Source organism: Streptomyces cynarae, assembly GCF_025642135.1.
Lineage (GTDB): Bacteria > Actinomycetota > Actinomycetes > Streptomycetales > Streptomycetaceae > Streptomyces > Streptomyces cynarae.
Map to the genome: position 1 here is coordinate 8,122,540 of NZ_CP106793.1, position 23,546 is coordinate 8,146,085.

22 protein-coding genes are annotated in these 23,546 nt (G+C 71.2%); 8 read left to right on the forward strand and 14 right to left on the reverse strand.

All coding sequences use genetic code 11. From position 1 onward, the window contains the following. Positions 1–103 precede the first annotated feature (103 nt). The 3 genes from rho to N8I84_RS36680 all read right to left on the reverse strand — a co-directional run bounded on the left by rho (position 104) and on the right by N8I84_RS36680 (position 3,880). Positions 104–1,240: a transcription termination factor Rho gene (gene rho, locus N8I84_RS36670; protein WP_263233798.1), complete on the reverse strand. Its 1,137-nt coding sequence runs from the start codon at positions 1,238–1,240 to the stop codon at positions 104–106. A 294-nt stretch (positions 1,241–1,534) separates the two neighbouring features. Then, positions 1,535–2,197 carry a protein-L-isoaspartate(D-aspartate) O-methyltransferase gene (locus tag N8I84_RS36675; RefSeq protein WP_263233799.1) on the reverse strand — a complete coding sequence of 221 codons (663 nt, stop codon included), beginning with the start codon at positions 2,195–2,197 and terminating at the stop codon, positions 1,535–1,537. 99 nt (positions 2,198–2,296) lie between these two features. Further along, positions 2,297–3,880, reverse strand: a complete 1,584-nt coding sequence (locus N8I84_RS36680; RefSeq protein WP_263233800.1) for an alpha-amylase family glycosyl hydrolase — start codon at positions 3,878–3,880, stop codon at positions 2,297–2,299. 126 nt (positions 3,881–4,006) lie between these two features. On the opposite strand from N8I84_RS36680, the gene N8I84_RS36685 reads away from it, so the two are divergent. Next, positions 4,007–4,732, forward strand: a complete 726-nt coding sequence (locus N8I84_RS36685; RefSeq protein WP_263233801.1) for a class I SAM-dependent methyltransferase — start codon at positions 4,007–4,009, stop codon at positions 4,730–4,732. 39 nt (positions 4,733–4,771) lie between these two features. On the opposite strand, the gene N8I84_RS36690 is transcribed toward N8I84_RS36685, so the two are convergent. Next, a complete protein-coding gene (locus N8I84_RS36690) occupies positions 4,772–5,737 on the reverse strand; it encodes an acetylxylan esterase (protein ID WP_263233802.1) in 966 nt (321 codons plus the stop codon). A 94-nt stretch (positions 5,738–5,831) separates the two neighbouring features. Further along, a complete protein-coding gene (locus N8I84_RS36695) occupies positions 5,832–6,245 on the reverse strand; it encodes an Rv1733c family protein (protein WP_313884317.1) in 414 nt (137 codons plus the stop codon). A 565-nt stretch (positions 6,246–6,810) separates the two neighbouring features. Between N8I84_RS36695 and N8I84_RS36700 the strand changes: the two genes are divergently transcribed. Together N8I84_RS36700 and N8I84_RS36705 are read left to right on the forward strand one after the other, a co-directional pair. Continuing rightward, complete coding sequence (locus tag N8I84_RS36700) at positions 6,811–7,737, forward strand: NADP-dependent oxidoreductase (RefSeq protein ID WP_263233803.1); 927 nt, start codon at positions 6,811–6,813, stop codon at positions 7,735–7,737. Next, positions 7,734–8,444, forward strand: coding sequence for a GNAT family N-acetyltransferase (locus tag N8I84_RS36705; RefSeq protein WP_263233804.1), 711 nt, complete (start codon positions 7,734–7,736; stop codon positions 8,442–8,444). The genes N8I84_RS36700 and N8I84_RS36705 overlap by 4 nt, the downstream gene beginning before the upstream one ends. A gap of 55 nt (positions 8,445–8,499) precedes the next feature. Here the strand turns inward: N8I84_RS36705 and N8I84_RS36710 are convergent, their stop codons facing one another. Further along, positions 8,500–8,919 (reverse strand): MarR family winged helix-turn-helix transcriptional regulator, encoded by a 420-nt coding sequence (locus N8I84_RS36710; RefSeq protein ID WP_200420014.1) that lies wholly within the window; start codon positions 8,917–8,919, stop codon positions 8,500–8,502. A 326-nt stretch (positions 8,920–9,245) separates the two neighbouring features. Between N8I84_RS36710 and N8I84_RS36715 the strand changes: the two genes are divergently transcribed. Further along, positions 9,246–10,022, forward strand: coding sequence for a putative protein N(5)-glutamine methyltransferase (locus N8I84_RS36715; RefSeq protein WP_263233805.1), 777 nt, complete (start codon positions 9,246–9,248; stop codon positions 10,020–10,022). On the opposite strand, the gene N8I84_RS36720 is transcribed toward N8I84_RS36715, so the two are convergent. Next, positions 10,019–10,849, reverse strand: a complete 831-nt coding sequence (locus N8I84_RS36720; RefSeq protein ID WP_263233806.1) for an alpha/beta fold hydrolase — start codon at positions 10,847–10,849, stop codon at positions 10,019–10,021. The two genes, N8I84_RS36715 and N8I84_RS36720, sit on opposite strands and share 4 nt — an antisense overlap. A 16-nt stretch (positions 10,850–10,865) precedes the next feature. On the opposite strand from N8I84_RS36720, the gene N8I84_RS36725 reads away from it, so the two are divergent. The 3 genes from N8I84_RS36725 to N8I84_RS36735 all read left to right on the forward strand — a co-directional run bounded on the left by N8I84_RS36725 (position 10,866) and on the right by N8I84_RS36735 (position 14,096). Then, positions 10,866–11,381, forward strand: a complete 516-nt coding sequence (locus tag N8I84_RS36725) for a MarR family winged helix-turn-helix transcriptional regulator (RefSeq protein WP_390899075.1) — start codon at positions 10,866–10,868, stop codon at positions 11,379–11,381. Between the two features lie 124 nt (positions 11,382–11,505). Next, entirely contained in the window at positions 11,506–13,521 is a 2,016-nt protein-coding gene (locus N8I84_RS36730) for an NADPH-dependent 2,4-dienoyl-CoA reductase (protein ID WP_263233808.1), read from the forward strand. A gap of 29 nt (positions 13,522–13,550) precedes the next feature. Further along, on the forward strand, positions 13,551–14,096 hold the full coding sequence (locus N8I84_RS36735; protein ID WP_263233809.1) for a PadR family transcriptional regulator: 546 nt from the start codon (positions 13,551–13,553) through the stop codon (positions 14,094–14,096). Between the two features lie 246 nt (positions 14,097–14,342). Here N8I84_RS36735 and N8I84_RS36740 read toward each other — a convergent pair whose 3' ends face one another. From N8I84_RS36740 to dhaK, 3 genes are all read right to left on the reverse strand, one after another. Further along, the gene (locus N8I84_RS36740) at positions 14,343–14,759 is read right to left on the reverse strand and encodes a PTS-dependent dihydroxyacetone kinase phosphotransferase subunit DhaM (RefSeq protein WP_263233810.1); all 417 of its coding nucleotides are present in this window, start codon (positions 14,757–14,759) and stop codon (positions 14,343–14,345) included. Then, positions 14,752–15,351 carry a dihydroxyacetone kinase subunit DhaL gene (gene dhaL / locus N8I84_RS36745; RefSeq protein WP_263233811.1) on the reverse strand — a complete coding sequence of 200 codons (600 nt, stop codon included), beginning with the start codon at positions 15,349–15,351 and terminating at the stop codon, positions 14,752–14,754. The genes N8I84_RS36740 and dhaL overlap by 8 nt, the downstream gene beginning before the upstream one ends. A gap of 71 nt (positions 15,352–15,422) precedes the next feature. Further along, positions 15,423–16,415: a dihydroxyacetone kinase subunit DhaK gene (dhaK, locus tag N8I84_RS36750; protein ID WP_263235008.1), complete on the reverse strand. Its 993-nt coding sequence runs from the start codon at positions 16,413–16,415 to the stop codon at positions 15,423–15,425. 355 nt (positions 16,416–16,770) lie between these two features. Between dhaK and N8I84_RS36755 the strand changes: the two genes are divergently transcribed. Next, positions 16,771–18,411: an APC family permease gene (locus N8I84_RS36755; protein ID WP_263233812.1), complete on the forward strand. Its 1,641-nt coding sequence runs from the start codon at positions 16,771–16,773 to the stop codon at positions 18,409–18,411. Positions 18,412–18,522: 111 nt separating this feature from the next. Here N8I84_RS36755 and N8I84_RS36760 read toward each other — a convergent pair whose 3' ends face one another. The 4 genes from N8I84_RS36760 to N8I84_RS36775 are packed head-to-tail and all read right to left on the reverse strand — an operon-like array spanning position 18,523 to position 23,300. Continuing rightward, complete coding sequence (locus tag N8I84_RS36760) at positions 18,523–20,154, reverse strand: glycoside hydrolase family 43 protein (RefSeq protein WP_263233813.1); 1,632 nt, start codon at positions 20,152–20,154, stop codon at positions 18,523–18,525. Further along, positions 20,151–21,065, reverse strand: coding sequence for a carbohydrate ABC transporter permease (locus N8I84_RS36765; RefSeq protein ID WP_263233814.1), 915 nt, complete (start codon positions 21,063–21,065; stop codon positions 20,151–20,153). The genes N8I84_RS36760 and N8I84_RS36765 overlap by 4 nt, the downstream gene beginning before the upstream one ends. Next, positions 21,065–21,949, reverse strand: coding sequence for a carbohydrate ABC transporter permease (locus N8I84_RS36770; protein ID WP_263233815.1), 885 nt, complete (start codon positions 21,947–21,949; stop codon positions 21,065–21,067). The genes N8I84_RS36765 and N8I84_RS36770 overlap by 1 nt, the downstream gene beginning before the upstream one ends. 10 nt (positions 21,950–21,959) lie before the next feature. Next, the gene (locus N8I84_RS36775) at positions 21,960–23,300 is read right to left on the reverse strand and encodes an ABC transporter substrate-binding protein (protein ID WP_263233817.1); all 1,341 of its coding nucleotides are present in this window, start codon (positions 23,298–23,300) and stop codon (positions 21,960–21,962) included. Between the last annotated feature and the right edge of the window lie 246 nt (positions 23,301–23,546).

Sequence of the window (23,546 nt, forward strand, 5' to 3'; positions counted from 1 at the left end):
ACACCGTAGGAACGGTGAGCACGCCTCCGCCCGGTCGGCGTGAGCCGAGTGGGGGGATCGTGCACCCGGATGCCTGACGCCGGAGCGCGTCCGGCCGGACAGATCAGCCGGCCGGCAGTGTGGGCTGGACCTGGCGCAGGAACGCCGCGTTGTCGGGCGTCGCCCGCAACCGCGCCAGCAGGGTCTCCACGGCGGGCTGCCCCTGTGACTGCAGAGCGCGCCGCAGTCCTCGCACGGTCGCCAACTCGCCCGGGCCGAGCAGGAGTTCCTCACGCCGGGTGCCGGACGCGGCGACGTCGACGGCCGGGTGGATGCGGCGGGCGGCCAGGGTGCGGTCCAGGCGCAGCTCCATGTTGCCGGTGCTCTTCAGCTCCTCGAAGAAGAACTCGTCGGCCCGGGAGCCGGTCTCGACCAGGGCGGTGGCCAGGATGGTGAGTGAGCCGCCCTCCTCGGCCAGACGGGCGGCGCCGAAGAAGCGCTTCGGGCCGTGCAGAGCGGACGCGTCGACGCCGCCGCTGAGAGTGCGGCCACCGGAGGAGGCCGCGTTGTTGTGGGCCCGGCACAGCCGGGTCAGCGAGTCCAGCAGGACGACGACGTCCTGACCCTGCTCGACCAGTCGCTTGGCGCGCTCGACGACCATTTCCGCGAGCGCGATGTGCTGCTTCGGTGTGCGGTCGAACGTGGAGGCGTACACCTCACCCCGCACCGAGCGCCGCATGTCGGTGACCTCCTCGGGCCGCTCGTCGAGCAGCACCACCATCAGACGGCACTCGGGGTGGTTGCCGGCGACGGCCGCGGCGATCTGCTGGAGCAGGACGGTCTTGCCGGTCTTGGGCGGGGCGACGATCAGCCCGCGCTGGCCCTTGCCGACGGGTGAGAGAAGGTCCATCACGCGTCCGCCCAGGCCCGACGCCGGGTGCTCGAGCCGCAGCCGCTCGCGCGGGTGCAGCGGGGTGAGGTCGCGGAAGTGCGGACGGCCGCGTAGTTCCTCCGGGGGCCGGCCGTCGACCAGCTCGACCTCGGTGAGGGAGCGTCCGGTACGGGTGCCGGCGAGGCTGTCGCCCTTGCGCAGCCCGTGACGGCGGATCAGTGCGGGCAGTACGGGGAGGTCGGCGGGTGAGGCGAGGCAGCCTTCGGCACGCAGATGCCCCTTCCCGCCGGCGTCGATGTCGAGGACTCCGGTGACGGTCTGAGGCGTTCGCTCCTGCTGGATCGGGGGGTGTTCGAGTGTGGTGGTCATGGACGGCCTTTCAGGAACGGGAGGAAGGAGGAAGGGAAGGGGAGAGGGGCCGGGAGGCGGCAGGATCACGCCTCGCAACGTCGAGGAACAGCACCTCGGGTACGCCGTACGACGCACTGCCTGACGAGGTGGTGTCGGAAAGCCGATGCGCCGGTCGGCAACGACGGGCGGAACGGCGAACGGGGAGAAACAGGCACCGGCGCCCCGGACGGGGCGTACACAAGTGCTCACCGCACTTTAGCACTCGGCGGTTCTGCCGGGGAGAACACGGACGGGACGCGGTCTGTTCCGCGCTCAGGTGACATCCGTGTCGTCCTGCGGAAAACCGTACCGCCCGAGCAGCCGGACGAAGCAGGCCGCGGTCACGATCCGCCACTGCTCCAGCCCGGAGGCGGTGCGCACGAAGCACACCACCTGTTCGTGGCCGCCCGGCCCGACCGGCTGCACCAGGCGGCCGGACGGCCGTAGCTGCGCTACCAGCGGCTCGGGCACTTCCGGGAACGCGGCCGAGACGATCACCGCGTCGTACGGGGCGCGGTCGGGCACACCGCCGCTGCCGTCACCGACCCGCAACTCCACGTTCCGCACGCCCTGCCCGGCCAGGTTGCCGCGCGCCTGCCGGGCGATGTCCGGCCGCATCTCGACGCTGACCACGTCGCCGGCCATCCGGGCGAGCAGCGCGGTCTGGAAGCCGAGTCCGGTCCCGACCTCGAGGACGTGCTCGCTTCCGCTCAGCTCAAGGCTCTCGATCATCACGGCGGACAGCGACGGCTGTGTGGTGACCTGCCCCTGCCCGATCGGAACGGGGGTGTCCCGGTAGGCGGCGGCCGCCTGAGCGGCGGGGACGAACCGGGCCCGGGGCGTCGTCCGCACGGCCTCCAGCAGACGCTCGTCCCTGATCCCGGCGGATCGGAGAGCCCGTACGAGATCTTCGGGGCTGCCGGGTACGGAGTGCACGGAGCTCACCTCACCCTCGCTGCCAGCGTATACCTGCGCTCCGAACCCCGATGCGCTGTTCTCGGCCCTGCGCGGCCCATCGCCGGACGCCCGGCTCCTCTACCCGCCGAGTTCGAAGATGCCGTAGCCGAATCCCCGGGCCGTGATCGTCCCGCCCGCCGACTCCACCCCCGACACCTCCAGCGCGCGACCGGTGGCGGAGTATCCGTAACTCGCCTCGCTGCTGCGCGGGTTGACGACCACCAGAAAGCGGCCGCCCCGGACGTACACGAACGGGTATCCGGTGTGCAGCACCTCCACCGCACCGCGCGGGCCGAACTCCGGTGTGGTCCTGCGCAGGGCGATCAGCCGGCGTACGAGATGCAGCAGCGAGGCCTCGTCGGCGCGCTGCGCGGCCACTGTCGGGCGGTCGGGGTGGGGGTCCAGAGGGAGGTAGAGGCGGTCCTCGGGCGCTGTGGAGAAGCCGGCGTTCGGGCCCTCGTCCCACTGCATCGGGGTGCGGGAGCCCGCCCGGTTGTAGCGGGGGCCGAGGACGCTGCCCTCCTTGTCGGGCAGGCTGTCGACGTAGCGCATGCCGATCTCGTCGCCATAGTAGATCGCCGGCAGTGTCGGCCAGGTCAGCTGGAACGCGAAGGCCGCCGGGAGCTGCTCGGCCGTGCGCGGGCCGCAGTTCAGCCGGGAGAAGTCGTGGTTGGCGGTCGGCAGCGAGACGAAGCCGGAGCCCGCCAGTGCGGTCGTCGCCTTGTCGTACGCCTCCACGAACGGGCGCGCGGAGCCCCTGCCGCTCGGGTCGAAGAAGCAGTCCAGCGGGTCCCAGGCCGCGTTCACCGTGCCTTCGCCGTTGCTCCACAGGGACCGCAGCGGCAGACCGTTCGTGGGGCCGCCGAAGTGCAGGAAGAAGTCCGTGTGGAAGCCCGCCGGGACGGACACCTCCGGATCGCCCCACTCCGACAGCAGCACCGCCTCCGGGTGCGCCCGGTCCAGCCAGTGGCGCAACTCGGTCCAGATCGCGGCCGTCTCCGTCTTGTCCGGGTCGTCCTTGACGAGGGACGCGGCCATGTCGACGCGGAAACCGGAGATGCCGAACCCCAGCCAGTGGTCCATGATCTCGCGCAGTGCGGCCCGGTTGGCTCGCGGGCCCTCCGCGTCGACCGGCTGCCGCCAGGGCTCGGCCGGATTCTGCCGCGCGTAGCCGAAGTTGAGGGCGGGCTGGCTGTCGAAGAAGTTCGGCAGATAGGAGCCGGGACGGGTGCCGGGGGAGGGGACGAAACCCTCGGGACGGCCCTCGGGGGCCCAGATGTACCGGTGGTCGTCCGGGTCGTCCGCCGAGGCCCGGAACCACGGGTGCGCGTCGGAGGTGTGTCCGGCGACGAGGTCGAGGAGGATGCGGATGCCGCGGCGGCCCGCCTCGTCGACGAGCGCGGCGAGATCGTCGGCGGAGCCGTAGCGGGGCGCGACCGTCAGGTAGTCCGCGACGTCGTAGCCGGCGTCGCGGAACGGGGAGACGAAACAAGGGTTGAGCCACACGGTGTTCACGCCCAGCCACGCGAGATGGTCCAGGCGCTCGGTGATCCCTTGGAAGTCACCGATGCCGTCGCCGTTCGAGTCGGCGAACGACTGCGGGTAGATCTGGTAGAAGACGGCGTCGGCCAGCCAGGCGGGGGCGGGACGGAACGAAGTCATGCACACGACCCTAGGCGAGCGGCGGGCGGACCCGCAGGCGTCGTCGGCCGTTGACCGAAGATGATGCGAATCGAACGGTCGTAGGTGAGCCCCTCCCCGGGGCGGCGCTGTCCTAAGCTGGTGCCGATGTTCTCCCCGCACGGTCCCACCATCCGCGAGCTGACCGTCCAGGCGCTGTCGTCGGTCGAGCGCGGCTACGACCTGCTCGCGCCCAAGTTCGACCACACGCCCTTCCGGACTCCGGACGCCGTCCTCGACGCCGTCCAAGGGGAGCTGAAGGGGATGGGGCCCTTCGCGCACGGACTCGACCTGTGCTGCGGTACGGGTGCGGGGACGGAGGTGCTGCGCACCGTCTGCCGCGAGAGCGTCACCGGCGTCGACTTCAGCGCGGGCATGCTGGCCGTCGCACGCGCACGGGTACGGTCCGACGGGCCGCCGCACGTCGCGTGGGTGCGTGGTGACGCCCGCGCCCTGCCGTTCGGCCCCGTCTTCGACCTGGCGGTGAGCTTCGGCGCGTTCGGCCACTTCCTGCCGCGCGAGCTGCCCGGCCTGTTCACCGAGGTGCACTCCGTGATGCGGCCCGGCGGACGGTTCGTGTTCCCCGTCGGCGCCCCGCCGTCCCCGGAGTCGCCCTGGTACTGGGCGCTGCTCGGCTTCGACGCCGCGATGCGGGTGCGCAACGCCCTGTGGCGGCCGCCGTTCGTCATGTACTACCGGACGTTCCGCTTCGGTGACGTCCGGCGCGAGCTGACCCGCGCCGGATTCACCGTGGAGCACCGGGCACTGACGGCCTTCGGCCACCGGCCCGACGGCAGCCCGTGCTGCCGGCTGATCGTGGCCACCCGGACCTGACCGGACCCGCGCCGGCCTCGGCCGGGTCTCCCTGGTTCGTCAGAAACGCGCCGGCAGCCAGCGCAGCTTGAGCCCCTGCTGGTGGGCGCCGCCGCCCTCGTGGTCGTTGAAGTCGTAGACCTCGATCGTCTTCTCCTCGTGCGCCCACGCGTTGAACGCGGCGAACACCGTCGACGGCGGACACGTCTGGTCCTCCAGCGCCGCCGAGAACAGCGCGGGCGCCCGGCCGCGCGCGGCGAAGTGCACGCCGTCGAAGTACGACAGGGTCCGCATCACCTGCTCGGTACGGCCGCGGTGCGTCTTGAGGTAGCTGCCGATCTCCCGGTACGGGTGGCGGTCCGTGAGCGTCGTCGCGCGGGGGAAGTCGCACAGGAACGGCACGTCCGGCGCGACGGCCGCCAGGTCCGGTACGAGACCGCCGACCGCGATCGTGATACCGCCGCCCTGGCTGCCGCCGACGGCCGCGGTACGGGAGGCGTCGGTCAGCGGATGCGCGCGGGCCGCCTCCACGGCGCGCACGCCGTCCGTGAACACCCGCCGGTAGTAGTAGCTTTCGGGGTCCTCGATCCCGCGCGTCATGAACCCGGGGACGGACGGCGCGCTGCCCACCGGGTCCGGCGTCTCACCCCCGCCCCATCCGCTCCCCTGGCCCCGCGTGTCCATCACGAAGTGCGCGAAACCCGCCGACGCCCACAGCAGATGCTCGTGCGGAAGGGCCCGTCCACCGCCGTAGCCGACGAACTCCACGACCGTCGGCAGCGGACCCTCCACGGAGACCGGCACGGTCAGCCAGCCCTTCACCGGGTGGCCGCCGAACCCGGCGAACGTCACGTCGTACACCTGGACCGTCCTCAGTCCCGTCTCGACGGGTTCGAAACGGGCGCCCAGGTCGTGCTCGCGGGCCTCCTGGAGCGTCTTCGTCCAGAACGCGTCGAAGTCCGCGGGCTCGACGGAAGCGCTGCGGTACTCGCGGAGTTCGTCCAGAGGCAGGTCGAACAGGGCCATGAAGGACCACCTTTGACGTCGGGTGCGGATGATCACACCGTACGGTGGCCGTCACGGACCCGCCAGACCTTCATCGGCCTCCCTGTGAGCGCGGTCAGGCCGTCCGACGCCCCCACTCGGGCCCGGTGCGGGCCCACTCGGCCTCCCATTCCGCCATGCGGTGCCGCTCGGCGACCCGCCTGGTCACGGCGCGGGCGAGGAGTACCGTCCCGGCCATTCCGCCCGCGGCCCACACACCGGCCGTCAGGGCGTGCTGCCACACCGCGCCGTCACCCGGCGGCGGGGCGACCCCGCGATCCCTGGAGTCCAGCCACACCGGCACCCGGTCGCCGCCGCGCGAACCCGCCGGGACCTCGGCGATCGTGGTCAGCGTGCCCTTGCCCGGCTCGCTCCAGCGCACCTTCGCCGGGTACAGGGGCTGCTTCCCGCCCTGAGTCGCGGGCGCGGCGGCCGGGGCGTCCTCGGCGAGCACCGCGGCCACCTGGTGGCGTTCGGCGCGCTGGGCCACCTGCGTGGCGCGCGCCCTGCTCGTACGCCCGCCAGCCCACGGCCGTGCCGACGAGCGGCGCCCCGACACACAGCAGCACGGCGACGATCAGCGCCGTCCACGCCTCGACGACATCGCAACGGCGGCGCAGCGGATTGCGCTTCCAGCGCCAGCCGCGCACCCGGGTTCGCATCTCGACCTCCTTGCCGCCATGCCCCGCCGACGGGTCGGTGCGAGGCGGGCGTCGCCACTCGGCGCACGGCCCGGCGTCCCTCCCGGGTCCGGGGCGGACCGTCCCCGACGGGACGTGTCCGACACGAAGCGGCTTGTGAAGCGGCTTTTTGTGCCCATTCTCCCTCTCGGGCGGGGTTCCCGGACCTGTGGCCACGAAACCTTGGCCCGCCACCTCGGCGACACCCAGCTCCCGGTGCGCCGGGACGCTCGCCGGGGCCGGTCATTGCAGGCGTATGAACTCTCCCGACGCCCGGGAATAGCCGCCCCGTGATCTTCCTTGCGTTGTAGTGGCCGGGACCGGTGGCTCCTGCGACGGGTGGTCCGGCGACAGCGAGGGAGAGTGAGGCAGGACATGCCCAAGGCGTACGCGTACACCCGCTACGGCGGTCCCGAGACGGAGACGTTCATCGACGTGGACCGGCCGGACCCCGGCCCCGGACAGCTCCTCGTCGCGGTGCGCGCGGCGGGCGTCAACCCCGTCGACTGGAAGGTGCGCTCGGGCTTCCGGCGCCCCGGCGACACCGGCACGCCCGAGTTCCCACTGGTGTTCGGCAGCGAGGCCGCCGGGATCGTCGAGGAGATCGGCGAGGGCGTGACCGGGTTCGCCGTCGGGGACGCGGTCTTCGGCAACACCGTGGCCGGCGGATACGCCGAATACGCGCTCCTGCCCGCGACGGTGACCGCGCACGTGCCGGGCGGCCTGTCCCTCACGGACGCAGCGGTCCTGCCGGTCGCCGCGGCCACCGCCTACGACGGCATCCGGCAGCTCGGCCTGCCCGCCGGTGCGACCCTGCTGGTCACCGGCGCGGGCGGGGGAGTCGGCGTCGCGGCCGTGCAGATCGCCCGTGCCTTCGGTCTGCGCGTCGTCGGCACGGCGAGCGAGGGCAAGAAGGACTTCGTCGAGCAGCTCGGCGCCGTCCACGTCGCTTCGGGCACGGATCTCGCCGCGCGGGTGCGGGCGGCCGCACCGGACGGCGTCGACGGCGTCTACGACCTGGTCGGCGGCGACGTGCTGGAGGAGACGGCGACCCTGCTGACCGACCGGGCCAAGCTGATCACCGCAGGGGCGGCCCCGGAGGACGTCGAGCGGCTGGGCGGCGCGCGGGTGGAGCGCGCCCGTACCGCCGCGGTGCTCGACGAGGTGGCGCGGCTGGTGGTGGCCGGCGACCTGAACCCGTATGTCACACGGACCTTCCCGCTCGAACAGGCCGGGGAGGCCCTGCGCCTGGTGGAGGACGGGCACGCCCGCGGCAAGGTCGTGATCGAGGTCGCCGCATGAGCGACCATGTGCTCGACAACCCGGCGCTCGCCTCGCTGACCGGCCCGCACGCCCACTTCGCGGAGCGCCGGGGCCGCGTCCTGCGTTACCCCGTCGACGTGTCGCCGTGGGTGGGCCTGCCGGAGGATCCGGACGCCGACGACTGGGCCGACCTGGCGGCGCTGGCGGGCCCCGGTGCACAGGCCCCGCTCCCCGGCTTCCGCGGGGAGGTCCCGGACGGCTGGGAGATCACCTTCACCCTCGACGGCGTGCAACTCGTCGACGACGGGATCGCCGCCGCGCCCGACCCGGAGGCCGTACGCCTCACTGCGGCCGACGTGCCCGAGATGCTGGACCTGGTGGCGCGCACGCGGCCCGGCCCGTTCCTGCCGCGCACCATCGAACTGGGCACCTACCTGGGCATCCGCCGCGGCGGGGCCCTGGTCGCCATGGCGGGCGAACGGTTGCACCCGCCCGGCTGGACCGAGATCAGCGCCGTGTGCACCGATCCGGCGTTCCGCGGTCAGGGCCTGGCCACCCGGCTGGTCCTGGCGGTCGCGCACGTCGTCCGCGAGCGTGGCGAGACCCCGTTCCTGCACACCGGCGCGGGCAACACGGGCGCCATCCGCCTCTACGAGTCCCTGGGCTTCCGCCTGCGCCGCACGACGAAGTTCCTGTCGGCACGGGTCCCTGAGCGGCTGGGGGACGAGCAGGTGGTGGGGATCTGACAGCAGGGCCACGGGGCGGGGCTCGCCGCAGGCGGGCCCTTCCCGTCGCCCGCCGTCAGCCGTCAGCCGGGGCGGGCGGCCCGACCGGTGGGGCGACGGCCGCTGCGTTGTAGCGCAGCAGGTAGGCGGCGAAGCGTTCCAGGTCCTGCTCCGGCCAGCCCGCGAGCCGCTCCCGGAACGCCTCCCGGCGGCTCTCCGTGACCTGGGCGAGGATCCGCGTGCCCGCCCGGGTCAACTGCAGCACCTGGACCCGGTGGTCGTCCGGATCCTGCCGCCGCTCGATGAGCCCGGCCCGCTCCAGCGCGGCCACCTGCCGGCTCACCGTGGACTTGTCCAGGGCGTAGTGCGCGGCCAGGTCGGTGGCCCGGCAGCCGCCGCTCTCCTCCAGGTGCCCGAGCAGCGTGTACGAGACCAGGGACAGCTCCGGGTGCATACGGCCGGCCGAGGCCCGGGCGCGCCGGGCGAACACCGTCATCTCGCGCTGAATGGTCTCGACGGCGGCTTCCGTCGCGGACGCGGCGGTGGCGCGCTCTGTCTGCACGGGACCTCCCTCGTCGCCCAGTTGTAGAATACAACTCGGCCGGCGGGTGGTCTTCGCGGCCGAAGGGGGATTCCGCGAACGTCCTTCCTGCTAGGGTGTCCGTCCTGGCCGCGGACCGTCCCGGCCGGTGTGGCCGAGGAGGTGAGTCCCATTACCGCTGTGTCGGCTCGGGTGCTCTCCCACCTCAGGACGGCGCGGACCACCGCCGCCGGCTGACCGCGAGTGCGCCCTTCGGTCCACCGGAAAGCTTTCTCCGCTCCATGCCACCACTGTCACGTTCCCACGTCGTCTCCGCGCTGCGTTCCGCCGGCTGTGTCTTCGCCGAGGACGAGGCGGAGTTGATCCTGTCCACCGCCCGCACCCTCGACGAGGCCGCCCGCATGGTCGACCGGCGCGTCGCCGGGCTTCCCCTGGAACACGTCCTGGGCTGGGCCGAGTTCCACGGACTGCGCATCGCGATGGAACCGGGCGTCTTCGTGCCCCGCCGCCGCACCGAGTTCCTCGTCGAACAGGCCCTCGCCGTCTCTCGCGGCGCCCGTCTCGTCGTGGACCTGTGCTGCGGCTCGGGGGCGGTCGGCGCGGCGCTGGCGGCCGGGCTCGACCGGCCCGAACTCCACGCCGCCGACATCGACCCGGCCGCCGTACGCTGCGCCCGCCGCAACGTCGCCGCGTACGGGGGCCGGGTCCATGAGGGCGACCTGTTCGCCGCCCTCCCGGACGAACTGCGCGGCCGTGTCGACGTCCTGACCGCCAACGTCCCCTACGTCCCCACGGACGAAGTCGCGCTGCTGCCGTCGGAGGCCCGCGACCACGAGCCCCTGACCGCTCTGGACGGCGGCTGCGACGGCCTGGAGGTGCTGCGCCGGGTCACCGCAGAGGCGTCCGCGTGGCTGGCACCCGGCGGCCGTCTGCTCGTCGAGACGAGCGAACGCCAAGTCCCCTCGGCTGTCGAGGCGTTCACCCACGGCGGCCTCGACGTCCGGCTCGCCGTCTCGGAGGAGCTGTACGCCAACGTGCTGATCGGCAACAGGCGCTAGCGACTCGCCTCGGGCGAGCGCAGGAAGTCCCGGACGATCGCGTCGAAGGCATCGGGCCGCTCCATGTTGGGGTAGTGCCCGGTGCCCTCCACGACCGTCGCCCGGCCGTGCGCGACGGTGCGGACCAGACGCTCGGCCATGCCGATGTGGTCGGGCGAGTCGATGCCGCCGTTGACGGCCAGCACGGGCACCTCGATCCTCGCGGCGCGGGCCCAGGTGTCGGTGACGCGGACCGAGTGGTCCGGCTCGTCGCCGGTGTGCTTGGTGATCGTCGCCCGGGCCATCTCCCGTACCCGCCGGTCGACTTCGGGGTCGACGTCCTCGGCCGTGCGCTGCGGGCCGTAAGTGAACCGTGCGAACGCGTCCACGAAGGCGTCGATGTCACCGGCGCCGAGCGCATGCCAGTACGCGGAGTTGACGGCCTGCGTCCACGGGTCCTGGAAGTCGGGCTCACTCGTGCCGACGCCGCTGACGACGAGGGCGCGCACGAGGTCCGGGTGCTCGAGAGCGGTGTCCACGGCGATCGCCCCGCCCATCGACAGCCCGACCAGGGTCGCGGGCCCGGTGCCGAGGTGGCGCAGCAGCGCGGCGAGATCGTCGGTGTGGCGGAACGGCCGGGTCGCGTTCGAGGACGCCCCGTGGCCGCGCGCGTCCGGGGCGATCACCCGGTGGGTCCGCGCGAACACCGGGATCTGGTCGTCCCACATCCGGTGGTCGAGGAAGCCGCCGTGCAGCAGCACCAGCGGCGCCCCCGCGCCCTCGTCGCGATACGCCAGCCTGCCGTCGCCGGTCTCGAACGTCTTCAGCGTCTCCATGGTCTCCGTCATGACAACCAAGGTGTCAATGTCCCGAGAGGTTGACAACTCAGGTGTCATAATTGCCGGTGTGACCGATCGGAACGCGCCACTCGCCCCGGATGTCCTCGCCCCCCGTCTCATGGAGGTCTTCGCCCTGGTGGGCCCGCTGTACCGGCGGGTGCAGCGCAAGGTGGAACAGGCCGAGGCGATCGAGGGCGTCTCCGTCGGCGTACGCGCCGTGCTCGCCCTGCTGCGCGACCACGGGCCCATGACCGTCCCGCAGATGGGGCGCGCGCAGGCGCTCAGCAGGCAGTTCGTGCAGCGGATGGTCAACGGGGCGGCGGCGCGCGGGCTGGTCGAGAGCATCCCGAACCCCGCCCACAAGCGCTCCTCGCTGCTCCGGCTCACCGGCGAGGGGGAGGCGGTGATCGACGCCGTAACGGCCCGCGAGTACACGCTGCTGCGGCAGGTGCGCGGCGACCTGACCGAGGCCGATCTGCAAGCGTGCCTGCGGGTGCTGACCCGGATGCTCGACCTCTTCGACGACGTCGACGTGGACTGAGGGCCGGCTCAGGACTGCCACCCGAAACCGCGGGGAACTGCCCATCAGGGTTTGTGCAACTAGTTGCACAAACCGGCCGCCGTCGTCTACAACAGACGGGACGACACGCCGCACGGAGGGCCCCATGAGCCGCTACCCGCACCTGCTGACCCCGCTCGACCTGGGCTTCACCACGCTGCCCAACCGCGTGCTCATGGGCTCGATGCACGTGGGCCTGGAGGAGGCCGAGCGCGGCTTCGAGCGCATGGCGGCGTTCTACGCCGAGCGGGCGCGCGGGGGAGTGGGGCTCATCGTCACCGGCGGTATCGCCCCCAACGAGGCCGGACGCCCGTACGAGGGCGGCGCCAAGCTCACCACCGACGCGGAGGCCGAACAGCACCGCGTCATCACCGACGCCGTGCACCGCGAGGGCGGGCGGATCGCGATGCAGATCCTCCACTTCGGCCGTTACGCCTACCACCGCGACCTCGTCGCGCCCAGCGCCCTCCAGGCGCCGATCAGCCCGTTCGTCCCGCACGCCCTCAGCGACGCCGAGGTCGAGCAGACCATCGACGACTACGCGCGCGCCGCCCGCCTGGCCCGGCAGGCCGGGTACGACGGCGTGGAGATCATGGGCTCCGAGGGCTACCTCATCAACGAGTTCATCGCGGCGGGGACCAACCGGCGCACCGACCGCTGGGGCGGCTCCTACGAGAACCGGATGCGCTTCCCGGTCGAGATCGTCCGCCGCGTCCGCGAGGCGGTCGGCGAGGACTTCATCGTCGTCTACCGGCTCTCCATGCTGGACCTCGTCCCCGGCGGCTCGTCCCTGGAGGAGGTCGTCACCCTCGCCAAGGCGGTCGAGGCCGCCGGAGCCACGATCATCAACACCGGCATCGGCTGGCACGAGGCCCGCATCCCCACCATCGCCACCTCCGTGCCGCGCGGCGCGTACGCCTGGGTGACCAAGAAGGTCATGGGGGCCGTCTCGCTGCCGCTGGTGACGACCAACCGCATCAACACCCCCGAGCTGGCCGAGCAGTTGATCGCCGAGGGATACGCCGACATGGTGTCCCTGGCCCGCCCGATGCTCGCCGACCCGGACTTCGTCGCCAAGGCCGCGGCCGGGCGGCCCGAGACCATCAACACCTGCATCGGCTGCAACCAGGCCTGCCTCGACCACACCTTCAGCGGGCAGATCACCTCCTGCCTGGTCAACCCGCGCGCCTGCCACGAGACCGAACTCGTCCTCGCCCCGACCCGGCTGCGCAAGCGCGTCGCCGTCGTCGGCGCCGGTCCCGCCGGACTGGCCTGTGCCGTCTCCGCCGCCGAGCGCGGCCACGACGTCACGCTCTACGAGGCGGCGGGCGAGATCGGGGGCCAGCTCAACGTGGCCCGCAAGGTGCCGGGCAAGCAGGAGTTCGACGAGACCCTGCGCTACTTCCGCACCCAGCTCGACCTGCACGGCGTGGACGTCCGGTTGAACACCCCTGTCGCCGCCGGTGACCTGTCCGGATACGACGAGATCGTCGTGGCGACCGGTGTCACCCCCCGCACCCCCGACATCCCCGGCGCCGACCACCCACGCGTCCTCGGCTACCTCGACGTGCTGCGGGACGGCGCGCCCGTCGGCGACCGCGTGGCGATCCTCGGCGCGGGCGGCATCGGGTTCGACGTCGCCGAGTACCTCACCGACGGCGGTGACAAGGCGAGCGAGGACCCGGCGACATACTTCCGCCACTGGGGCGTCGACATGGACTACCGGGCCCCCGGCGGCCTCGCCGCCCCCGAGCGGCCCGCCCCGCCGCGCACCGTCCACCTCCTCCAGCGCAAGACCTCCAAGGTCGGCGCCGGGCTCGGCAAGACCACCGGCTGGATCCACCGCACCGAGCTGAAGCACCGGGGCGTGACCATGGTGCCGGGCGTCGGATACGACCGGATCGACGACGCCGGGCTGCACATCACCGTGGACGGGGAGAGCCGCGTCCTGGAGGTCGACACGGTCGTCCTGTGCACCGGGCAGGAGCCGCGCCGCGACCTGTACGAGGAGCTTCTCGCCGCGGGCCGCACCCCGCACCTCATCGGCGGCGCCGACGTGGCTGCCGAGCTGGATGCCAAGCGTGCGATCAAGCAGGGCACGGAGCTGGCGGCGGCACTGTAGGAGCCGGAGCCGGTCCCTAGGATGAGGCCATGTCCCTCCCGCACGCGATCCTGACCGCCCTGCTGGAGAAGCCGTCGTCGGGGCTCGAACTGACCCGTCGGTTCGACCGCTCGATCGGCTACTTCTGGTCGGCCACCCATCAGCAGATCTACCGGGAGCTGGGACGCCTCGAGAGCGACGGCCTGATCCGCGCCCTGCCCGCCGAGCAGCCGGCCCGGGGGCAGAAGAAGTCGTACGAGGTCCTGCCGGCCGGCCGTGCCGAACTCGCCCGCTGGACGGCCGCCTCCCAGGACCCCAAGCCGCACCGGGACGTGCTGCTGCTGCGGCTGCGCGCCGCCGCCGTCGTCGGCACCGAGGGGATGGAGGCGGACCTGCGCCGCCATCTCGACCTGCACCGGCGTCAGTTGGCCGAGTACCGCGAGTTCGAGGAACGCGACTTCGGGCCCGGCCGTGACTCGGTGCGGGACCGCCTCCAGCACCTCGTGCTGCGGGCCGGCATCGACCTGGAGACCTTCTGGATCCAGTGGCTCACCCACGCCCTGGAGGAGTTCCAGGAGCTGTCCGCCCCCGAATAGCGGATCCGCCCGCACCCGGACAGCCCAACCGGGCCCCGCGGACGGGGGCGGTGTTGGCCCGGGCCCGTCCGGGCTACGTATGCTGGTGCCCTATGCGGCGTGAACTCGCTTGCCTTCCAGGGCAGTTCGTGCCGACGGCGCGGTCCGCTGTCGTCGCTGATCCCGCGCCGGCGAACGCGGCCGAGGGCCGGGGCCCCGATCCGCCCCGGCCCTCGGCCGCACCGTCCCGACGATTCGGGTGCCCCGTCACTCCTTCCGGTAGGAGTACGCCTCCCCGGCCGCCGCCTCCACCGCCGCCAGGTCCGCGCCCGTCGACGCCGTGACCATCGCGGCGACCGCGCCCTCGACGAACGGGGCGTCGACGGCCCGGGTGTTAGGCGGCAGCTCGTCGCCCTCCGCGAGCAGCGCCTTCACAGTGAGAACCGCGCTGCCCAGGTCCATCAGGATCGCGACTCCCGCACCCCGGTCGACGGAGGCCGCCGCGGCGGACACCAGCTCGGAGCTCGTTCCGAACCCGCCGTCCACCGTTCCGCCCGCCGCGGCGATGGGCGCGGTGGTCCCCCCGCCCGACAGCGCCTTCGCCAGCGTCGCCACCGACTCGGCGACCGCCGGGCTGTGCGAGACGAGCACGATCCCGACCAGGTTCTCCGTGCCGTCACTCACCGGAGGCCTCCACGAGAGCGGCGATCAGCAGGGCGGACGAGGTGGCGCCGGGATCCTGGTGCCCGATGCTGCGCTCACCCAGATAGCTCGCCCGGCCCTTGCGGGCCTGCAACGGGATCGTCGCCACGGCACCCTCCTCGGCGGCGGCCGCCGCCGCCCGGAAGGAGGTGGCGAGCGCGTCCACCGCGGGCACCAGGGCGTCGATCATGGTCTTGTCGCCGGGCGCGGCCCCGCCGAGCGCCATCACCGCGTCCACGCCCTCCCGTACGGCGTCCGTCAGCTGTTGCTCGGTCACCTCGGTGGCGTCCCCGAGGGCCTTGCCGGTGCGGCGCAGCAGCGTCCCGTACAGCGGGCCGGAGGCACCCCCGACCGTCGAGATCAGTTGACGGCCCGCGAGCTGGAGAATCGCACCGGGCGTGTCCGGCGCCTCCTTCTCCAGCGTGGCCGTGACCGCGCGGAAGCCGCGCTGCAGGTTGCTGCCGTGGTCGGCGTCGCCGATCGGCGAGTCGAGCGCGGTCAGCCGCTCGGCCTCGCGGTCGACGGACGCGGCGGCCGCCGTCATCCAACGGCGGAAGAAGTCGGCGTCGAGCACTGCATCTCCTTGCCTGATACGAACGTTGACCTCACTCGTCTGCCCCGCGTGCGGCCCGGGGGACAGGTCGCTCACAGGCCCCAGCGCAGCGCCGGCGTGCTCACCGGTGCGTCCCACAGCCGCAGCAGCTCCTCGTCGATCTGGCACAGGGTGACCGAGGCGCCGGCCATGTCGAGGGAGGTGACATAGTTGCCGACCAGAGTGCGGGCCACCGGGACGCCACGCTCGGACAGCACCCGCTGCACCTCCGCGTTGTAGCCGTACAGCTCCAGCAGTGGGGTGGCGCCCATGCCGTTGACCAGGACCAGCACCGGATTGCGGGGCTCCAGGTCGTCCAGGACGGCGTTCACCGAGAAGTCGGCGATCTCCCGGGCGGTCATCATCGGGCGCCGCTCGCGGCCCGGCTCGCCGTGGATGCCGATACCCAGCTCCAGCTCGCCGGGCGGCAGGTCGAAGGTGGGGGTCCCCTTGGCGGGCGTGGTGCAGGCGCTCAGGGCGACACCGAAGCTGCGGGAGTTCTCGTTGACCTGCCGGGCGATGGACTGCACCCGCTCCAGCGGCTGCCCCTCGTCGGCCGCCGCCCCCGCGATCTTCTCCACGAACAAGGTGGCGCCGGTGCCGCGCCGGCCCGCCGTGTAGAGGCTGTCGGTCACGGCGACGTCATCGTTGACCAGGACCTTCGCGACCTGGATGCCCTCGTCCTCGGCGAGCTCGGCCGCCATCTCGAAGTTCAGCACGTCGCCGGTGTAGTTCTTCACGATGAACAGGACACCGGCGCCGCTGTCCACGGCGGCCGCCGCCCGTACCATCTGGTCGGGCACCGGAGAGGTGAACACCTCGCCGGGGCAGGCCGCCGACAGCATGCCGGGGCCCACGAAGCCGCCGTGCAGCGGCTCGTGGCCCGAACCGCCGCCGGAGACGAGCGCGACCTTTCCGGCGACCGGGGCGTCACGCCGTACGATCACCCGGTTCTCCACATCGACGGCAAGCTCGGGGTGCGCGGCCGCCATGCCCCGCAGCGCGTCGGCGACCACCGTCTCCGGGACATTGATCAACATCTTCATGGGAGCCTCCTGCGTCCACTCGCTGTCGGCAGTATCGATGTTCGGGAGGCGGCGGTCACGTGTGCGGACGTTCTTCAGCGCGTCCGGCCTGCGGGAACTGTTTGGCATGAGCATGACTATTTACGCCGGCCGAATACCTCGAGAAGTGTGATCTGTCTTACCTTCTTCTCGCATTCCCGGACTGAATACGGACATTCCGGAACCCTCGCTGACCTGCGCAAAGTGCGAGTAAAAGAAATCCCCCTGGAAGGGTCAAATTTCAGGTGACGACCTTCTGTCGAACGGGTCTCCGTTCCTACCCTGAGCCGCCAATTGTGCGTTAATTCCCTGCTCAGATAGTGAGAGGCCCCTTGACATGGTGAACCTTGACCATGCAGCCCCCGACGCCACCCGCGACCGGACCGGTCTGCGGCGTGACGTCGGTCTGATCGGACTGATGTGGGCCTCGGTGGGGTCCATCATCGGCTCCGGCTGGCTCTACGGCGCCAAGAACGCCGTCATGACAGCCGGTCCCGCGGCGACCATCTCGTGGGTGATCGGCGCTGTCGCCATCGTCCTCCTCGCCCTCGTGCACGCCGAGCTCGGCGGCATGTTCCCGGTGGCGGGCGGTACGGCACGCTATCCGCACTACGCCTTCGGCGGCCTGGCGGGCATGTCCTTCGGCTGGTTCTCCTGGCTCCAGGCGGCGACCGTGGCGCCCATCGAGGTCGAGGCCATGATCGGCTACCTCGGCCACTGGCACTTCGCGCAGAGCTTCCAGCACGCCTCCGACGGCACCCTGACGGCCAGCGGTCTCGTCGTCGCCGTCTTCCTGATGGCCGTCTTCGTCGCCGTCAACTTCCTCGGCGTCAAGGTCCTCGCGCACACCAACAGCGCCGCCACCTGGTGGAAGATCGCCGTCCCGCTGGCCGCCATCTTCATCGTCGCGATCGGCAACTTCCACCCGGGCAACTTCACCTCGGAGGGCTTCGCCCCGATGGGCGCCAAGGGTGTGCTCGGCGCCATCAGCACCAGCGGCATCATCTTCGCCCTGCTGGGCTTCGAGCAGGCGATCCAGCTCGCCGGTGAGAGCCGCGACCCCAAGCGCGACCTGCCCCGCGCGACCCTCGGCTCCGTCGCGATCGGCGCGATCATCTACGTCCTGCTCCAGGTCGTGTTCATCGCCGCGCTGCCCCACAGCAGCTTCGCGCACGGCTGGGCGAAGCTCGCCTTCAAGGGCATCGAGGGCCCGTGGGCGGGCCTGGCCACGCTGGTCGGCCTCGGCTGGCTGGCCGTCGTGCTGTACATCGACGCGGTGATCTCCCCCGGCGGCACCGGCCTCATCTACACCACCGCCACCTCGCGTGTCTCCTTCGGTCTCTCCAAGAACGGCTACGCGCCCAAGCTGTTCGAGAAGGTCGATGCCCGCGGCGTGCCGTGGTTCGGCCTGATCCTCTCCTTCGTCACCGGCGTCATCTGCTTCCTGCCCTTCCCGAGCTGGCAGAAGCTGGTCGGTTTCATCACCTCGGCGAGCGTCCTGATGTACGCGGGCGCCCCGCTCGCCTACGGCGTCTTCACCGACAAGCTGCCGGACCGCGAGCGCCCCTACCGCCTGCCCGCCGGCAAGGTGATCGCCCCGCTGTCCTTCGTGGTGGCCAACCTGATCATCTTCTGGTCCGGCTGGGACATCCTCTGGCGGCTCGGCGTGGCGATCGTCCTCGGCTACGTGCTGCTCGGCGGCTACGCCCTCTACGCCAACAACAAGGGCCTGCCCGACGCGCCCCGGATGGACTTCAAGGCCGCCCAGTGGCTGCCGGTCTACCTGCTGGGCATGGGCCTGATCTCCTGGCAGGGCACCTTCGGCGGCCAGGGCAACCTCCCGCTGTGGTGGGACATCCTGGTCATCGCCGTCTTCTCCCTGGGCATCTACTTCTGGGCCCGCGCCGTCGCCCCGCGCCCGGAGGAGATCCAGCGCAGCATCGACGAGGTCGTGGTCGTGGACGTGCCCACGCACTGACCCCTCGGATTCCTGTGCAGCGAGGCGGGTGTCGTACCGGATCGCCGGTCCGGTACGACACCCGCCTCTCGTTTGCCCGGGGCGGCTGAGCCGCCGTGCGCGGCGGCGGCCTCACCCGTGATGACGCGTCAGCTCCGCTCCCCCCAGCATCGTCACCGGGGGCGTGCAGGTGAGACGGAAGCCGGTGAAGTCGGCCGTGAACGCGGCGTCGACCAGGTCGCGGGCGTGGATGCCCGCGAAGGCGCCCGTGAACCGCAGCCGGGAGCCGTGGTCGTCGGACAGCCGGCTGAAGTCGAGCGGCGGCCCGACCGGCGTGCGCGTGCCCGCCCGCACATACCAGAACCGGGCCTCGGCGCCGTCGACGGTGACGCCCAGCGTGACCGGGCCGCGCGCGTCCACGTCGACCAGGGCGACCTGCCGGAGGTCCTGCTCGTCCCGCTCCACCAGGCTGAGCACGGTACGGCCGGCCCCCCGCCACTGCTGGCCCCGCTGCGGTTCGCCGTCGGGCTCCGCCCAGGTCAGGTCGAGCGTCAGGTAGGACCGGGTGTCGTACCAGAGGACGAGGCCGGCGGCCTGGGTGAAGGTGCGCGGCGCCGCCTCCACCGTGACCTCGGCCTCCGCGCGGTGCTCGGTGACGCGCTGGGCGAGCAGGCTCTGCGCCCACAGCGACTCGGGCCCCTGACGGCCACGCAGCCGGATCCAGCCCGGACGGCCGGCGGTGTCGGCCCAGGACGGGTCCGGGTATCCGCGCAGGGTGCTCCAGGGCCAGGACAGCGGCTCGGGCCGCGCGATCGGCGGCGCCGGGTCGGAGCGCGTGGGGACGTCGACCTCGACCAGGGGGTGCGGGCCTCCCTGTCGCAGCCGGGGCCAGCCGTCCGTGTCCCAGGTCACGGCCTGGATCGCCGTCTCTCGGCCGAGGGTGCACCGGGGACCGTCCGGGGTCCGCAGCGGACGGGCCGCCAGATGGCTCATGACCCACGACCCGTCCGGCGTCTCGACCAACTCCGCGTGCCCCGCCTTCTGCAACGGCAGCGAGGGATCGTCCCGGCTCGTCAGCAGGGGAGCGTCGTCCAGTTCGTACGGGCCGGTGATGGTCCGCCCGCGCGCCACGCGCACCCCGTGCTGGAAGCCCGTGCCTCCCTCCGCGAGGACCAGGTAGTACCAGCCGTCGCGTCGCAGCAGCTTCGGACCCTCGATGAGCCGTTCGTGCTGAAGCAGCAGGTGCGTTTCACCGAGCGGGGCGAGGGTGGCTCGGTCCAGCTCCGTCAGGACGATCCCGGCGAAACGGTCCCCGCCCGGGCGGTGGTCGTTCTGGAGGTTGAGCAGCCACAGCCGGCCCCCGTCGTGGAAGAGCGCCGGGTCGAAGCCATGGCTCGCGACCCTGCGCGGCGCACTCCACTTCCCGTCCGCCTCGGTCGCCGTGGTGACGTACGTGTCCAGGTCGAAGTACGCCGTGCCGACCGAGCGGACGATCGTGTAGACCATCCAGAACCGTTCGCCGTCCCAGCTCAGCGACGGCGCCCAGACGCCCCCCGAGTCGGGGACCCCGGCCAGTGAGTCCCCGGGGACCGCACCCCGCACATGACCCGCGTACTCCCAGTGCGCCAGATCGCGCGACCGGTGGATCGGGATCGTCGGGAACCACTCGAACGAACTCGTGGCCACGTAGTACCAGTCGCCGACCCGGACCAGCGAGGGGTCCGGGGCGAAACCGCGGATCACGGGATTGCGCAGCACGGTCACTTGAGGGCTCCCAGAGTGACGCCGGTCCGCCAGTAGCGGCGCATCGCCACCATCATGATCGCCATCGGCACGATGGACAGCAGTGCACCGGTCAGCACGAGCCCCGTCAGGTCGATGCCGGACTCCATCCGCGTACCCGACCAGTTGTACAGGCCCAGGTTCAGGGTCCAGTTCTCCTTGCCGCGCAGCACGGTCAGCGGGAGGAAGAAGGCGTTCCAGGTGTTGACGAAGGCGAGCAGGAACACCGTCGCGCCGCCCGTCGTCATCATCCGCAGCACGATGCTGAAGAAGATCCGCAGCTCACCGGCGCCGTCGATGCGGGCCGCCTCCAACAGCTCGTAGGGGATCGTGGCTTCCGTGTACACCTTGGCCAGGTACACGCTGAACGGGTTGATCAGGCAGGGGATCAGCATCGCCCAGGGGGTGTCCACCAGGCCGATCGCCGAGAACAGCAGGTAGAGGGGGAGCGTGAGAAGCGCGATCGGGATCAGGAACGAGCCGACGACGCACGCGAAGACCACGTTCCGGCCGGGGAAGTCGAAGCGCGCCAGGCCGTAGCCCGTGGCGAGGGCGACCAGCGTGCCGCCGAGTGAACCGACGCCCGCATACAGGAACGAGTTCGCCGTCCAGCGCAGAAAGATGTGGTCCTGGTAGGTGAACACCTGGTGCAGGTTCTCCCACAGGTGCCAGCCGGAGAACCACAGGCCGTTGCTCTGGTACAGCGCGGTCCGGTTCTTGGTCGCGGCGACGAGCAGCCACCACACCGGGAACAGGCTGTAGACGCTGGCCAGGATCAGCCCGAGGAGGAGGAAGCGCTGGCCGCCCCGCCCGCGGGAGGCGGCGTCCGGACGGGTCAGGCGCCGGGCGCTGCGGACAGGGGGCCTCTCGGTGCGCTTGTCGGTCAGCACCATCAGTCGGCCTCCTTCGAGGTGAACCGGTAGAAGAGGAAGGAGGCGAGGCCCAGAATCAGGGCGAGCAGCACCGACAGTGCCGCGGCGTAGTGGTAGTTGCCGGAGTTGAACGCCTGGTTGTAGATGATCATGATCGGGGTGAAGCTGTCGCTGACCGTCTGCGGGGTGACGTTCCGGAACAGCGCGGGCTCGTTGAAGATCTGCAGCATCTGGATGATCGAGAGCAGACCGGTCAGGACCAGGGCCCCGCGCACGTACGGGATCTTGATGCTGCGCGCGATCCGGATCTCGGACGCGCCGTCGAGCCGGGCCGCCTCGAACAGTTCGCGGGGCACGCCCTGCAGCGCCGAGTAGATGATCACCATGTTGTAACCGATACCGTGCCAGGTCAGCAGGTTGCCGATGGACGGCCACACCATCGACGGCGCGAAGAAGTTCCAGTGGAAGCCGAAGAGCTCGCCGAGCGGGGTGAGTGGGCCGACGTCCGGGCTGTAGAGGTTGACCCACATGATCGCCGCGACCACGCCGGGGATCATGTACGGCACCAGCAGCAGGATCCGGAAGCGGCCGGCCACCCGTGAGGTGACCGCGTCCAGGAGCAGCGCCAGTACCAGGCTGATGAACAGCATCACCGGGATCTGGACGCAGGCGAAGAGCACCACCCGCAGGATGGAGCCCATGAACGCCGAGTCGCTCAGGCCCTTGGCGTAGTTGTCGAGCCCGTTGAACTCAGTGGTCGAGCCCCCGAGCCCGAGGCCGGACTGCTGCTCGCGGAACAGCGACTGGTAGACGGCGTACCCGATGGGGAGCAGGTACAGGAAGACGAAGCCGAGCTGGAAGGGCACCGTGAACGCGGCGCCCTTCCAGCGCATGGAGCGAATCATCGAGACTGCCTCAGCCCTTGACGCTGATACCGCGGGACTTCAGGTCATTGACGGTCCACTGCTGCATGTGCGCCAGCAGGTCGGTGACCTTCTCCTGCTTGTTGACCACCTTGGCCCAGCCCGCCTGCATCTCCGTGAACATCGCGGTCCAGTCCGGGCCGAAGGTCCAGTCGGTGGTGACGGTCTTCAGGCTGTCCTTCACGACCTGTTGGGCCGCCTGGTAGTTGTTGCCGAGCAGCTTCTGGGAGGTCGCCTCGGCGACGTACGAGTCACTGTCCGCCAGCGCCGGGAACACGCCGTTGCCGGTCTCCGGGCTCGCCATCGTCTTGACGGCGGTCTGGTCCGTGGACATCCACAGTGCCGCCTGGGCGGCCTGCTCCTGGTTCTTGCACTGCTTGGCCACCAGGGTCACGCTGCCGGTCAGGTTGGTGCCGGCCGGGGTCTTGGGCGCCTCGCCCTTGAACGTCGGCCAGGGGGACAGGGCCCACTTGCCGAAGGACTTGGTGAAGTTCGCGACCATGCCGGACTGCTGCCAGGTGGAGATCTGCCGGGTCGCGGTGCCGCCGGTGTCGTAGTTGCGCTGCACGGCCGCGTAGTCGGCGAACGACAGCTTGGAGTTCAGGTCGTTGTCGACGATGTCCTGGATCACCTGCGCGGCCTTCAGGCTCCCCGGGTCCTGGAAGTTCACCTTCCAGGAGTTGCCGTCGATGGAGTACCAGTGTGCCCCGGCCTGCATCGCGAGAACCTCGAGCGTGCTCGGGTCCTCACCGGCGAAGTTGGTGATCTTGATGCCGTGCTTCTTCAGCTCCTTGCCCGCAGCGATGAAGTCGTCCCAGGTCGCCGGGGGCTTGAGGCCGTACTTCTGGAAGATGTCGGTGCGGTAGATCGTGAAGTTCGGCGCCGAGCTCGTGGGAACGCCGTACATCTTGCCCTGCACCTGTGCGCTCGCCCAGGAGCCCGGGTTGAACTTGTCCTTGCTGGACTCGACGTACTGGGTGATGTCGGCGAGGGCGCCCTGCGACACCCAGCTGGTCACGTACTCGGCCGTGTTCTGCACCAGGCAGGGCGCGTTGCCCGCCTTCACCGCGTTGGTCAGCTGCTTCTGCATGGTCAGCTGGTCGGTGACCTTGGTGTACTTCAGCTTGATGTCCTTGTGCGAGGCGTTGAACGCCTTCACGACGGCCTCCTGGCCGTTGGCCCAGCCCCAGAAGTCGAGGGTGACGGGGCCGGAGGACTTCGACTTCGCGTCGTCGCCCGAGTCGGATCCGCCGCAGGCGGTGAGGAGACCTGTCAGCGCGATGCCCGCGACGGCGGCGTGGGCGAACCTTCTCCGGGAGCTGGTGAAGTTCATCTGACCGTGATCCTTCGGAATGTAGGCGTTCTCAGAACGAGAGGACGGCGGCTCGGTGTTGGCCAGGAACAGCGGCCGGGAAACCGTCGGCTCGCGGTTGCGGGGGGTCGGCCAAGCTGAAGCTGTAGTAAGCGGTTGCTGTGGACCGTAGGACGATTCCACGTCTCTAGCAAGAGGGCGGGCGGAAATTGTTACGGCCCGTTGTCCGGCACGTAAGCCGGAAGGGTGGGCTGGCCGTTGTGGTGC

Coding starts and splice junctions, on each gene's coding strand:
- N8I84_RS36720 (WP_263233806.1), bottom strand. CDS start 10,849: ATGACGGAGACCATGGAGACGCTGAAGACGTTCGAGACCGGCGACGGC.
- N8I84_RS36715 (WP_263233805.1), top strand. CDS start 9,246: ATGCCACCACTGTCACGTTCCCACGTCGTCTCCGCGCTGCGTTCCGCC.
- N8I84_RS36735 (WP_263233809.1), top strand. CDS start 13,551: ATGTCCCTCCCGCACGCGATCCTGACCGCCCTGCTGGAGAAGCCGTCG.
- N8I84_RS36700 (WP_263233803.1), top strand. CDS start 6,811: ATGCCCAAGGCGTACGCGTACACCCGCTACGGCGGTCCCGAGACGGAG.
- N8I84_RS36690 (WP_263233802.1), bottom strand. CDS start 5,737: ATGGCCCTGTTCGACCTGCCTCTGGACGAACTCCGCGAGTACCGCAGC.
- N8I84_RS36680 (WP_263233800.1), bottom strand. CDS start 3,880: ATGACTTCGTTCCGTCCCGCCCCCGCCTGGCTGGCCGACGCCGTCTTC.
- N8I84_RS36775 (WP_263233817.1), bottom strand. CDS start 23,300: ATGAACTTCACCAGCTCCCGGAGAAGGTTCGCCCACGCCGCCGTCGCG.
- N8I84_RS36765 (WP_263233814.1), bottom strand. CDS start 21,065: ATGGTGCTGACCGACAAGCGCACCGAGAGGCCCCCTGTCCGCAGCGCC.
- N8I84_RS36770 (WP_263233815.1), bottom strand. CDS start 21,949: ATGATTCGCTCCATGCGCTGGAAGGGCGCCGCGTTCACGGTGCCCTTC.
- N8I84_RS36730 (WP_263233808.1), top strand. CDS start 11,506: ATGAGCCGCTACCCGCACCTGCTGACCCCGCTCGACCTGGGCTTCACC.
- N8I84_RS36755 (WP_263233812.1), top strand. CDS start 16,771: ATGGTGAACCTTGACCATGCAGCCCCCGACGCCACCCGCGACCGGACC.
- N8I84_RS36710 (WP_200420014.1), bottom strand. CDS start 8,919: ATGACGGTGTTCGCCCGGCGCGCCCGGGCCTCGGCCGGCCGTATGCAC.
- N8I84_RS36685 (WP_263233801.1), top strand. CDS start 4,007: ATGTTCTCCCCGCACGGTCCCACCATCCGCGAGCTGACCGTCCAGGCG.
- N8I84_RS36725 (WP_390899075.1), top strand. CDS start 10,866: ATGTCCCGAGAGGTTGACAACTCAGGTGTCATAATTGCCGGTGTGACC.
- N8I84_RS36705 (WP_263233804.1), top strand. CDS start 7,734: ATGAGCGACCATGTGCTCGACAACCCGGCGCTCGCCTCGCTGACCGGC.
- dhaK (WP_263235008.1), bottom strand. CDS start 16,415: ATGAAGATGTTGATCAATGTCCCGGAGACGGTGGTCGCCGACGCGCTG.
- rho (WP_263233798.1), bottom strand. CDS start 1,240: ATGACCACCACACTCGAACACCCCCCGATCCAGCAGGAGCGAACGCCT.